Raw genomic sequence first — 12032 nt, forward strand, 5'->3', positions numbered from 1 at the left:
AAGGCTCCCAGATGATCCGTCACCGGCGTACCGCAGCCGCCCTGGCGCTCGGCGCCGTCGCCACCGCCGTCCTCGGCTTCGCGGCGCCCGCCTCCGCCCACGTCACGGTCAACCCGCAGGAGGCGACCCAGGGCGGCTACGGCCGGTTCGCCTTCCGGGTGCCGAACGAGAGCGACACCGCCTCCACGACCAAGGTGGAGGTGGTGCTGCCGGAGAACGCGCCGGTGGGCTCCGTGTCGACCATGCCGGTGCCCGGCTGGACGGTGGCGGTGGAGAAGCGCAAGGTCGACCCGCCGGTCGAGGTGCACGGCAGCCAGCTCACCGAGGTCGTCGCCAAGCTCACCTGGACGGCGACCGGAAACGCGGGGGTCAAGCCCGGCGAGTTCCAGGAGTTCCCGGTCTCGATGGGGCCGCTGCCGCAGGTCGACACGATGGTCTTCAAGACGCTGCAGACCTACTCCGACGGCAACGTGCAGCGCTGGATCGAGGCGCCGACCCCCGGCGGGGAGGAGCCGGAGAGCCCGGCCCCGGTGCTCACCCTCACCGCGGCCTCGCCGTCGGCCGCCCCCACCGGCGGCGCCGCCCCGGCGCAGGCCGACGACGACGATGACGACGCCGAGGGCGTCGGCCTGGCCACCGGGCTCGGCATCGCCGGCCTGGTCGCCGGGGCGGGGGGCCTGCTGCTCGGCGGTCTCGCCTTCGCGCGGAGCCGGCGGGAGCCCGCGCCGAAGGCGTGAGCCCCGCTCGCACCCTCCACCGGCCCGTCGGCGTAGCCGGCGGGCCGGCGGCTTTCCGGGCCGGTGCCGCGGATATCCGCTGATCAGTCGGTCCTCGTCGGTAAGGTCGGCCGGGTATCCGGCTACGGAGGGGGACGAGGCGAATGCGGTTCGTGCGGGCGCTCGGCGGAGTGCTGCTGCTGACCATCGGGATTCCGGCGCTGCTCGCCGGTGGGGTGCTCGGGATGCTCACCCGGCACGCCGACCCGGCAGGCGCCTTCAGCGCCCGGTTCGAGACCGTGCACACCCCCGGGCACGCGGTGGTCGTCCGGGACCTCGACGGGCTGCTGCGCGCGGAGGCGCCGTTCGCCCGGGTCGGGCAGGCCCGGCTCCGGTTGGACGCCCGCACGGCAGACGGCCCGGCCTTCGTCGGGCTGGCCCCCGCCGACGAGGTGCGGCGCTGGCTCGACCCGGTGCCCCACGCCGAGGTCCGCCGGGTGGCCCTGGCCCGGGGCCCGCTGCCGGTCCGGCTGGAGCCCGCCGCGCCGTCCGCCGGCACCACGCCGCCCACCGGCTCCACACCAGCCGCCGGCGCCGCGCCGGCCGGCACGCCGATCGGTCAGCCCTTCTGGGTACGCGAGGGGATCGGCGCGCTGGAGTGGTCCCCGCAGGAGCTGGCCGACCGGCGGCTGAGCCTGGTGGTGATGCGTCCCGACGGGCGTGCCGACCTGACCCTGGAACTGCGCGCCGGGCTGCGGGCCGGCTGGACCGCCCCGGCCACCGCGGGCCTGCTCGCCGGCGGGGTGCTGGCGGTGGTGCTCGCCGTGCTGCTCCTGTTGCGGCCGGTACGCCCGCGTGAGGTGGTCTTCGTGGTCGAACCGGACCAGGTGCCGGTGCTGGCCGGGCGGCTCGGCGTGACCTCGCTCAGCGGGCTGGGTGCCCAGCCGACCCGGGACAGCGACCGGTCCCGGGTCGGCGGGCGTCAGCTCGCCTCGGTCGGCGCCGGTCCCGCGCGGTCCCGGGCCGCCATCGGGCCGGTGCCCGCGCGCCGCCCCGCGACGCTCGCCGACCTCGCCGGCGGCGACCCGGCGGTCCGCCCGCCCGAGGTGACCCTCAGCCTGGCATGGCCGCCGGCCGTTGCCGAGGCGACGGCCGCACCGGCCCCGACGGAGGGCCGACCCGGTCCGGACTCCCCGGCCACCCCGGATTTCCCGGTCCCCCCGGACCTCCCGGCCCCTCCGGATTTCCCGGTCACCCCGGGCTCTGCGGCCACCCCGGGCTCTGCGGCCACCCCGGATTCCCCGGACGCCGCGCGCTGACCGCGTCCGGGCGGCCCGGACGGCGAGCGGCCCTCCGCGCTGCCGACGCGGAGGGCCGCCTTCACCGGGGGATCGGTGCTACCCGAGAGACACCTGAGGTAGTTGTGACCAGATTAGCGGTGAAGGGGCTACTCGGGAAGACTGTCCATTTGGTGCGACTTCCCGGCCCGGCGCCCGACCGGCAGCGCCACCAGCAGCAGCAGGCTCAGCAGCACGTACGTGTTGCGCACCAGGAACTCGCCCGGCGAGTCGGTGCGCACCGGGGCGACGCCCCAGTCGTAGAAGGTCACCACGCCGTACACGATCAGGGCGGTCGTGCCGACGGCGAGCGCGGCCAGCCCGTTCCGGCGGCGGAGGCCCTCGCCGGTGCCGGGGTCGGCGCTCAGCGCGGCGTCCGCCAGCACCACCACCGCGGGGATGAACCAGTAGATGTGGTGGGTCCAGGTGATGGGGCTGACCAGCGCGCCGACCAGCCCGGTGAGGGCGAGCCCGGTGAGCGGGTCCCCGGCCCGGGCGGCCCGCGCCGCCCGCCACAGCCCGTACCCGGTGACGACCGCGACCAGCAGCAGCCAGAGCAGCCGGTCCGGCTTCTCCGGGGCGGTGATGCGGCTGAGCAGCCCGAACAGCGACTGGTTGCCGGTGTAGTCGGTGCGGCCGACCCGGTCGGTCGCCCACAGTTCGTGGGTCCAGAACCGCCACGAGTCACGCGGCGCGACCGCCGCGGCGAGCAGGGTCGCGGCGGCGGCCGTCGCGCTGGCCACCGCCGCCGCCCGCCACCGCCGGGTGGCCAGCAGGTAGACGATGAAGATGCCCGGGAAGAGCTTGAGCGCCGTCGCCAGCCCGACGCCCACGCCGGCCCAACGAGCCGCCCGGGGTACGGCGAAGAGCAGGTCGGCCAGGATCAGCACGACCAGCAGCATGTTGATCTGACCGAAGGTGATCGTCTCCCGGGTGCTCTCCACGGCCAGCACGAGCAGGACCGCCACCGTGAGGGTGAACACACGGGGCAGGCCGTGCCGGGCGATCACCGGCGCCGACAGCCAGCGGGTGGTGACCACCACCGCGAACGCGGTCAGGATAGTGAAGATCGTCACGGTGACGCCCAGCGGCAGCAACGCGAACGGACGCAGCAGCAGCGCGCTGAACGGCGGGTAGGTGAAGTAGAGCTCGCCCTGCACCCGGTCGGGCTGGACGTAGTCGTAGAGCGGGTTGCCGGCCGCCCACCAGTCCATCGCCCGCATGTAGATCTTCAGGTCGAAGAAGTCGTGCACCAGCCCGGGCAGGTAGAGCGCCGGCAGCACGGCGGCCAGCGCCAGCACGGCGGCGAGCCGACGGACCCTACGGCCGCCGGGGTCGTCGTCGGTGACGGCGGGCGGTGCGGCGGGTTCGGCTGGCACGGGGAAACCCTAGCGGTCGGGTCGCGCCACGGTGCGCGGGCGCGCGGCCGGCGGGGCTGCGCGTAGTCTGGGCCGGTGGCTGATCTTCTCGTCTGGATCGACTGTGAGATGACCGGGTTGGACCTCGGCAGGGACAAGCTGATCGAGGTCGCCGCGCTCGTCACCGATCCCGATCTCAACGTGCTCGGGGAGGGTGTCGACGTGGTGATCCACGCCGACGAGGCGGCGCTGGAGGCGATGCCGGAGATCGTCCGCACGATGCACGGCAAGTCGGGGCTGACCGAGGAGGTCCGGCGCTCGACGGTGACCCTGGCCGAGGCGGAGGACATGGTCCTCGACTACATCGCCAGCCACGTCAAGGACCCGCGCACCGCGCCGCTGTGCGGCAACTCGATCGCCACCGACCGGGGCTTCATCGCCCGGGACATGCCGCGCCTTGACGCGCACCTGCACTACCGGATGATCGACGTCTCCTCGATCAAGGAGCTGTGCCGCCGCTGGTACCCGCGGGTGTACTTCGGCCAGCCGCAGAAGGGGCTCGCGCACCGGGCGCTGGCCGACATCCGGGAGAGCATCCGGGAGCTGGAGTACTACCGGCGGACCGTCTTCGTGCCGCTGCCCGGCCCCGACGTGGAGACCGCCAAGGCGATCGCCGCCCAACTCTGAACCGGGCGGGAGAACCCGCTGGACGCGGCGGGCGGGGGTGGGGCTATTATTGGTCCGCACCCCGCCCGGGGCGATCGACCGGGTGCGGAAGGCATGGTGGCTGTAGCTCAGTTGGCAGAGCACCGGGTTGTGGTCCCGGTTGTCGTGGGTTCAATTCCCATCAGTCACCCGGTTGACGAAGGCCCCCTCCTCGCGGAGGGGGCCTTCGGCGTTTCCGGTGCTCAGGCGGTCGGGCTGGGCGTGGGCTCGCCGCTGGCGTCCGGGTCGGCCCCGGCCGGCTCGTACGGCAGGGCGCTGCCCTTGACGTACTCCTCCCAGCTCATGTTCCAGTCGGTCCAGCCGTTGCCGTTCTGCAGTTTGCGCTCGGTGCCCTTGACCGTGATCGGGTCGCCGATCCGGGTGTTGGCGAACAGCCAGGCGCCGTTGGCCATCGAGACGTTCACGCAGCCGTGCGAGACGTTCACGCTGCCCTGCTGCCCCTCCGACCAGGGCGCGGCGTGGATGAACTCGCCACCCCAGGTCAGCCGCTGGGCGTAGTCGATCTTCGTGCGGTAGCCCTCCTCGGGGCCCAGCTCCTCGAAGGTGTCGAAGACCGTCTTGCGCAGCTTCTCGATCACCACCATGGTGCCGCTCGACGAGGGGGTGCTCTTCTTGCCGAGGCTGACCGGGATGGTCTTGATCACAGACCCGTTCTTCGTGACGGTCATCCGCTTGGTCTTGTTGTCCACGGTCATGATCACCGCAGCGCCGATCTTGATGTCGACGGTGAGGTCCGCCCGGCCGTACCAGCCGCCGCCGAGCGGCAGGCCGCCCGCCTGGATCCGGTAGGAGACGGTGCTGCCGGCCTGCCAGAACTCCTTCGGGCGGTAGCGGATCTCCGTCGGGCTGACCCAGTGCCAGATGCCCTCCTGGGCCGGCGTGGAGGTGACCGTCATCCGGCGCTGGACGTCGTCGCGGTAGTCCTCCGGGATGGCCCGGCCGAACTTGACGATCAGGGGCATGCCGACGCCGACCACCTGGTTGTCGCCGAGAAAGCTGGTGATCCGGACCTGCTTGCCGGGCTTCGCCATGGTGGTGAAGGTGCTGGTCGCCGTGGCGGGCCGGCCGTCGTCGCCGGTCGCGGTCACGGTGGCGGTGTACGTCTCGCCGTACTTGAGCGCGCCGGCGGGCAGCCAGCTCGTGCCGTCCCCGGCGAGCTTGCCCTCGACGGCCTCGCCGGCCGAGTCCTTGAGCTCGACGCTGGTCTCCTGGGCGTCCTTCGTGGTGAAGGTGATGCCGGTCGAGGCGGGCACGTCCTTCGCGTCGGCCTTGGGCTCGACGATCGTGGCCGCGGCCTTCGGCGCGGCGGGCTGGCCGCCGCCGTCCTGCCAGCCGGACGGCTTGCCTCCGCCGCCGTCGGTGCAGGCGGCGGTCAGGGCGAGTGTCGCGACGAGCACCGCCGCCGCGATCCCACGGCGTCGCCCGCCCCGCCGGTCGTCCCCACGCCGGATCAGCTGGTCCTGGACAGCTCGCATGATTCCCTCACAGTCGTGATCCCCGGTTGCCCATCGTCCCTCACTGACGCACCCGGACAGATACCCGTTCCTCAGGGTGAACCGAAACACGTCGGGCAACCTGTCCGAATATTGATAGAAGCGATGGCTTTTGCGAGGTGGGCCCGCGTTCCCGGGGTGACGGGGCGGCGGGCCGGCCGGGGGAAGCGACTCGGTCGACGATGTCGCGGTCCGGGGTCGTGACGAACGACCGGAGTCGGTGCGACCCGGCCCGGAACGCGGCGACCGGCCCGCGGGTGCGGACCGGTCGCCGGATCTTCGGGTGGAGGTGCGTCAGAACGCCGGCCCCGCACCGCCCTCGGGCACCGGCAGGGCGCTGCCCTTGACGAACTCGGACCAGCTCACGCTCCACGCCGTCCAGCCGTTGCCGGCGGCCAGCTTGCGCTCGGTGCCCTTGATGGTGATCGGGTCGCCGACCTTCGTCTTCTCGAACAGCCACCGGGCGTTCGCCGTCGAGACGTTGACGCAGCCGTGCGAGACGTTCTGCCGGCCCTGCACGTGCTCCGACCAGGGCGCGGCGTGGATGTACTCGCCGCCCCAGGTGAGCCGCTGCGCGAAGTCGATCTCCGTGACGTAGCGGTTCTCCGGATCCGGGTCGTCCCGGGTGTCGAAGACGGTGGACTCCTTCTTCTCCATCACCACCATCGTGCCGCTGGAGGAGGGCGTCTTCTTCTTGCCGAGGCTCACCGGCAGGGTGCGGACCACCTGGCCGTCCTCGTACACCGTCATCTTCTTGGTGGCGTTGTCGACCTTCATCTCGAACGCCCGGCCGATCTTCGCGGTGGCCGTGCGGTCGACGTTGCCGTAGCGGCCGTTGCTCAGCGGGATGCCGGCCAGCGCGATCCGGACGGTGAGGGTGGTGCCGGGCTTCCAGTACTCCGGCGCGCGGTAGTAGGCCTGGGTGCCGTTGTCGACCCAGTGCCAGGCGCCCGGCTGCGGCGGGTCGGTGTGCACGAACATGCGCTTCTGCACGGCGGCCCGGTCCTTCTTCGGGATGCCCGGGTGGAACTCGGTGACCACCGGCATCGCCACGCCGTACGTCTTGTCGTCGAAGAGGTACAGGCCCGAGCTGATCATGGACTTGGGCTTCGCCATCGTCGTGAAGGTGCTGGTGCCCTGGCTGGTCCCGCCGTCGGCGCCGGTCGCGGTGACCGTGGCCGTGTAGCGGGTGCCGTACTTCAACGGCTTCGACGGCACCCAGGACGAGCCGTCGGCGCGGAGCCGCCCCTCGACCTGCTTGCCGTCTGCCGCGGTCAGCGTGACGCCGGACACCTTGCCGCCGTCGGGCAGCTCCGCGCTGATCTCGGAGCTGACCGGCTTGTTCTTCGCCCCGTCGGCCGGGCTCAGCGCCAGCGGCGGACCGCTCGGCGCCGCCGGAGTGGCGGGATCGGCCGCCGCGCTCGCCGTGGCCGCCGTGGTGCCGCCCACGAACTCCGCCTTCTTCTGCTCGTCGCCGCAGGCTGTCAGTGCCAGCGACGCCATCAGACCGAGGGCGCCCACCATCGCCCCGGCCCGCGCGAACCTGCCCATCCCCACCTCTGTTCTCGCGTACCTGGCGCACATCGTGCCGCATGGACCCCGCTCCTCAGGCCCCTGTCGTCGTACGCCTGGTGGTTTTGCCCATGGATGCCCCTTAAGCTCGACCGAAGGGGGGAGCCGGGGATCGGATTGGAACCCGGCTCGGAGGGCGTGCTAATGTTCTCCCCGTTGCCAGCGAGCGCCGCTAGCTCAACTGGCAGAGCAGCGGACTCTTAATCCGCGGGTTCGGGGTTCGAGTCCCTGGCGGCGCACCAGCAGTAACACCCTCAGGGCCGGTCGTTCAGACCGGCCCTGACTCCTTTTGGTGGCCCCGACATCAGGCACCGAGCAGACAACCGATGGTCAGCGATGCGTTCCGGTGGCGGCCCGCGTCAGCTCCTACGGGATGGCCCCTCCGCCTGAGTCGCCGTTGCCTCTGGCTGTGGGTTCGCCCTCCGCCTCCTCGAAGAGCGTCTGGCGCAGTCGCCACCGGTGCCGGCGACTGATCAGGAACTCGGTGACGGCCGTCACCAGGCAGACCCCGGCGAGGCAGGCCAGGGCCTGCAGAGCGGGCAGCCAGGCGGTGACCGGCAGTAGGGCCAGCAGGATTGCGGCGGCGGCGAGTCGGGGCCAGATGACGATGAGGATGCCGTGACCGAGCCGCCAGTGGAACGCGGCGTGGGCGAGCAGGAACAGGGCGACGCCGCCGTACATCGCGTACCGGCCGGTCCGGTCGAGCGGATCGCCGCGGTTGTATGAGTTGGCGGTCTCGATGAGGCCGGGCGTGTGTTTCAGTCCGAGGGAGAGCAGGATGATCCCTGCGATCATGGGTAGGTGCAGGTAGGTGTAGGCGTCCCGGGCGAGTCGTACCCGGTGGATCGGGTCGGCGGTGCGCAGCGCGTGCTGTCCGACGAGCGCGGAGAGGTCGAAGTAGATCCATTCGAGGGCGCAGGCGATGACGGCGGCGAGCGCCGAGGCGATGAGGAAGCTCGCTGTGGCGTGCAGGTAGCTGCCGGTGACGCCGATCGACACCAGCACCTCGCCCAAGGCCAGGATGATGATCAGGTTGTGTCGCTCGGTCCAGTGCCGGGCGGAGAAGATCTGCCGACGCACGGGTAGCGCCATCCCGGCGCCGTAGTCGATGCTGATGGCCAGTACCCACAGGGCTATCTGGCCGGCCAGCGTTGTCGTGCTGCCGAGCCCGCCCAGCGGCAGCAACGCGGCGCTGAACAGTAGGCCGATGGCGGCGAGCGCCGGCACGGTGAGCGACACGATCTCGTGGCCCCGCAGGCTCGGCGTGGCGTACCAGCGTAGCCCCAGATACAGAAGCCGGACTGTGGCGTAGCAGCCGACGAACCCGACAGGGGCTGCCACGCCGTCGGGAACACCCTTGAACGCGTCCAGCGTGATGGCCGCCAGCACGAACAACACCGGCGTTGTCGCCAGCAGGGTGAGCCTGGCCAGGCCGAAGTTTCCCCGTACCCGGTTGCTCAGCCAGGCGAAGAGCGACCACAACCACCAGAGCAGGGCCAGGACAAGCAGCCCGTGTACGACACCGAGGCCACCCTTGTCGGCGGTCATCAGCGTGGTGACCTGAATGAACGCGAAGACGAACACCACGTCGAAGAAGAGCTCTGCGGTGGAGACGCGAGAATGTTCGGAGATCCGCCAAACGCCTGGGCGCAACCTCTGGACCATGGAAGAGGCCTCCCGTGATCAGGCTGAGCTGGCCGCCGGCCACCCGCGTTGCATCCACGTCTCCTCGTCGCGGCAACTCGCTGTCTGCGGCTACCCTGGCCGACGCGCCGCAAACCGGTGGATCACTGCTCTGGCTCGGCATGGCCTTGCCGCTCCGTACTCGCCTGCCTGATGGTCTGGGTCTCCGCGCCCCTGTTCCTGCGAAGGATCGGTGGCGAGGCCTGTGCGCGGGGCCGGCGTTGTCCGGCCGTGGTTGCGGGTACCCGGCACGGATGGCGGAGGTGCTTGAAGACGGGGACATCTACTTCCTCTACCGGCCCCGGGTGGAGGAGGAGCACGTCGACTCGCTGGAGGAGGTGCAGCGGCTGCTGGTCGTGATGCACCCGTGGCGGGGACGACACTTGCGGCTGCTCGTGGTCGGGCGTAAGCGCCTGCCCGGTATCGACCAGCACGACCGCTTCTGGGCGTTCGTCGACGAGGTGGTGGACCGGCCCGAGCAGTTGCACAAGAGCCTCCAGGCGCGCGCGTACCGGACAGCGACCCGCGGCGAACGGGAGCAGCCGCCGGCCCGGCCGGTGGCGGAGGGGGCGTACGTGATCGCCCGGCACGACGACCACACCCATCTGGCGTACGAACTCGAACTCCCGCTGCGCCCCGGAGCGCCGCAGCACGAGCTGAGCATCGAGCCGGAGGCGAGCTACATCATCACGGTGAAGAACCCGCAAGCACCCTCCCCGCCCAGGGTCGGACTGCGCGGGGACCAGAAGGTCAAACTGCCCGCTCAGCTGCAGGGGAAGTTCCACGGCCGTCGTTTCGCCCCGCTCGACCCGCCGGACTTCCTCGACCATCCCGGGACCGAACTCGTCCTCGTCGGCGCGGCCCACGACGCCTCCGAGGAGCTACGGATCGACCTGGACGCGGAGGTCGAGCGGGCGGCGCGGAGCACGATCTTCGGGGACCTGCGGATCGGACGACGGGATCGTCCGGTCGAGCCGCTCTTCGCAGGGGAGTGGGCGTAGCGGCGAGCAGCGCGAGACCCCGGGCGCGGCTCTGCGTGGCTGTTGGGGCAGCCAGCGTGCGCCGCTCGGGACGGACGGTCCCGTCGGCGATCGGCGCCCGCGTGCCGGGTGCCGCACCCCCCCCGGGACGGTCCGCCAGCGCAGCCGCTGCTCCCGGGTGACGGCCTTCTGCATTTGACCATCGTCGATCAGCGGCGGGGTAACTCACCGACGTGCTCTCACGGAATTCCCATGTCAGGGAAGTGCGCCGAACTGCACGGACGAATTGTGTGGCCGTCCCTCGTCGTCGGCGACCGACGTCCCCGCGGCCCGGACCGGCCGCACTGCCGCCCGGACGCTCCGGCGCTCCCGGTCGCCGCCCGAACCGTTGTGGGTGCGGCGCAGCCGGCAGCGCCGACCGTCCGCAGTGGAGCCTTCTGCTGCTCGCGTAAACACCCCTGTTTGGGAGCGGCATTCCGCTCGGGAAGCGGATAGGGTCGACAGAGGATCATCTCCGCTGCGTCGCCCGGTCGACGGGTGAATTTGCCGGGGGAGCAATTTCCGAGGGAGAGAGGGCGAACATGATCCGGAAGCCGAATCTGTCCGTGGACGCACGGTACGTCCTGCCGTCGTTCGCTGAGCGGACGTCGTACGGCATGAAGGAGACCAACCCGTACAGCAAGATGTTCGAGGACCGGATCATCTTCCTCGGCACACCGGTCGACGACGCCGCGGCCAACGACGTGATGGCGCAGCTCATCACGTTGGAGGCGACGGATCCCGAGCGGGACATCACCATGTACATCAACTCGCCCGGCGGCTCGTTCACCGCCATGACGGCGATCAACGACACCATGCGTTACGTCCGTCCGGACGTGCAGACCGTCTGTCTGGGGCAGGCGGCGTCCTCCGCCGCGATCCTGCTGGCGGCGGGCACCCCGGGTAAGCGGATGGCGCTTCCGCACTCGCGGATCCTGATCCACCAGCCCGCCATCGAGGGCGTCCAGGGTCAGGGCACCGACCTGGAGATCCAGGCCCGGGAGATCATGCGGATGCGCACCCAGATGGAGGAGATGCTGGCCCAGTACTCCGGCCGCCCCCAGGAGGAGGTCTCCCGCGACATCGAGCGGAACAAGATCCTCACGGCCGACGACGCGGTGGCCTACGGGCTGGTCGACACCATCCTGCGCAGCCGGAAGAAGAGTGCGGCGGCGATGGCGGCCAGCTGAGCTGACCTGTCCGGGGTCGACGGCGCCACCGGCCCGTCGGCCCCGCTCTGGTCAGTCCCGCGCTGTCACGCCGGCCCGCTCTGGTCAGTCCCGCGCTGTCGCGCCGGCCCGCTCTGGTCAGTCCCGCGCTGTCACGCCGGCCCTGTCCGGGGTGGGCGGCGGGTCGTCCAGCGCGGGTAGCAGGCTCCCCGCGAGGTGCGGCTGGTAGCCCCCGCTCGCGGTCCACCCGCCGTCGAAGCGCACGGTGGTGGCGGTCAGGTAGCGCAGCTCGTCCGCGGCCAGTGCCCGGATCAGTTCCGCCACCTCGGCCGGCTCCGCCAGCCGACGCTGCGGGGTGCCCCGCACGATGGTCTCCTCGTCGAGGAGGTTCCGGTGGATGCCGTCCATCACCAGCGGCGTCCGGACGTAGCCCGGGCTGACCGCGATGACCCGGATGTTCTGCGCGGCCCACTCCACCCCGAGCACCTCGGTCAGCATGGCGACACCGGCCTTCGAGGAGCAGTAAGCCGCTCCCTCCACCATCGCCAGGTGCGCCGCCACGGAGGCGATGTTGACGACCAGCCCGCCGGCCCGCCGCAACGCCGGGAACATCGCCCGGCAGCAGTAGTACGTCCCGGTCAGGTTGACCCCGATGACCCGCTCCCACGCCGCCGGCGCCAGTTCGCTGGCGAACCCGCGCCCGCCGATGCCGGCGCTGTTGACCAGCAGGTCGGCCCGCTCGACCTCGGCCGCCGCCGCGGCCACCTGGTCGTAGTCGCGTACGTCGACCTGCCGCCCGGTCACTCCGTCCGCGTCGCACGGGCGACGGTCCCAGCCGATCACGCGCCACCCGTCGTCCACCAGCCGCCGTGCCACGGCCGCGCCGATCCCGCTGGCCGCGCCGGTGACCACGGCCAGCCGCTGCCCACTACCGTGCAACCTGCCCTCCCTGGGTGTGC

The 12032-nt window shown here is 71.7% G+C and carries 10 protein-coding genes and 2 tRNA genes; 7 read left to right on the forward strand and 5 right to left on the reverse strand.

Annotation, left to right across the window (positions count from 1 at the left end):
• The first annotated feature begins 11 nt into the window (after positions 1-11).
• Positions 12-737: a YcnI family protein gene (locus ACGFZ2_RS21465; RefSeq protein ID WP_393259130.1), complete on the forward strand. Its 726-nt coding sequence runs from the start codon at positions 12-14 to the stop codon at positions 735-737.
• A 143-nt stretch (positions 738-880) separates the two neighbouring features.
• Positions 881-2035, forward strand: a complete 1155-nt coding sequence (locus ACGFZ2_RS21470; protein WP_393456137.1) for a hypothetical protein — start codon at positions 881-883, stop codon at positions 2033-2035.
• Positions 2036-2163: 128 nt separating this feature from the next.
• Here the strand turns inward: ACGFZ2_RS21470 and ACGFZ2_RS21475 are convergent, their stop codons facing one another.
• Positions 2164-3432: a glycosyltransferase 87 family protein gene (locus tag ACGFZ2_RS21475; RefSeq protein WP_393456140.1), complete on the reverse strand. Its 1269-nt coding sequence runs from the start codon at positions 3430-3432 to the stop codon at positions 2164-2166.
• Positions 3433-3507: 75 nt separating this feature from the next.
• On the opposite strand from ACGFZ2_RS21475, the gene orn reads away from it, so the two are divergent.
• Positions 3508-4098, forward strand: a complete 591-nt coding sequence (gene orn, locus ACGFZ2_RS21480) for an oligoribonuclease (protein ID WP_393259133.1) — start codon at positions 3508-3510, stop codon at positions 4096-4098.
• Positions 4099-4194: 96 nt separating this feature from the next.
• Positions 4195-4267 (forward strand) — tRNA-His (locus ACGFZ2_RS21485).
• A gap of 52 nt (positions 4268-4319) precedes the next feature.
• On the opposite strand, the gene ACGFZ2_RS21490 is transcribed toward ACGFZ2_RS21485, so the two are convergent.
• Positions 4320-5612: an Ig-like domain-containing protein gene (locus ACGFZ2_RS21490; RefSeq protein WP_393456143.1), complete on the reverse strand. Its 1293-nt coding sequence runs from the start codon at positions 5610-5612 to the stop codon at positions 4320-4322.
• Positions 5613-5924: 312 nt separating this feature from the next.
• Complete coding sequence (locus ACGFZ2_RS21495) at positions 5925-7181, reverse strand: Ig-like domain-containing protein (protein WP_393456146.1); 1257 nt, start codon at positions 7179-7181, stop codon at positions 5925-5927.
• A 187-nt stretch (positions 7182-7368) separates the two neighbouring features.
• On the opposite strand from ACGFZ2_RS21495, the gene ACGFZ2_RS21500 reads away from it, so the two are divergent.
• Positions 7369-7444: transfer RNA gene (locus ACGFZ2_RS21500), tRNA-Lys, on the forward strand.
• Positions 7445-7568: 124 nt separating this feature from the next.
• On the opposite strand, the gene ACGFZ2_RS21505 is transcribed toward ACGFZ2_RS21500, so the two are convergent.
• Positions 7569-8855 carry a low temperature requirement protein A gene (locus ACGFZ2_RS21505; protein ID WP_393456149.1) on the reverse strand — a complete coding sequence of 429 codons (1287 nt, stop codon included), beginning with the start codon at positions 8853-8855 and terminating at the stop codon, positions 7569-7571.
• 284 nt (positions 8856-9139) lie between these two features.
• On the opposite strand from ACGFZ2_RS21505, the gene ACGFZ2_RS21510 reads away from it, so the two are divergent.
• Positions 9140-9886 carry a hypothetical protein gene (locus ACGFZ2_RS21510; protein ID WP_393456152.1) on the forward strand — a complete coding sequence of 249 codons (747 nt, stop codon included), beginning with the start codon at positions 9140-9142 and terminating at the stop codon, positions 9884-9886.
• 560 nt (positions 9887-10446) lie between these two features.
• The gene (locus ACGFZ2_RS21515; protein ID WP_357459090.1) at positions 10447-11094 is read left to right on the forward strand and encodes an ATP-dependent Clp protease proteolytic subunit; all 648 of its coding nucleotides are present in this window, start codon (positions 10447-10449) and stop codon (positions 11092-11094) included.
• A gap of 117 nt (positions 11095-11211) precedes the next feature.
• On the opposite strand, the gene ACGFZ2_RS21520 is transcribed toward ACGFZ2_RS21515, so the two are convergent.
• Positions 11212-12012, reverse strand: a complete 801-nt coding sequence (locus ACGFZ2_RS21520) for an SDR family NAD(P)-dependent oxidoreductase (protein WP_393259143.1) — start codon at positions 12010-12012, stop codon at positions 11212-11214.
• Positions 12013-12032 lie beyond the last annotated feature (20 nt).

It is taken from the genome of Micromonospora sp. NPDC048063 (assembly GCF_043202855.1).
Classification (GTDB): Bacteria; Actinomycetota; Actinomycetes; order Mycobacteriales; family Micromonosporaceae; genus Micromonospora.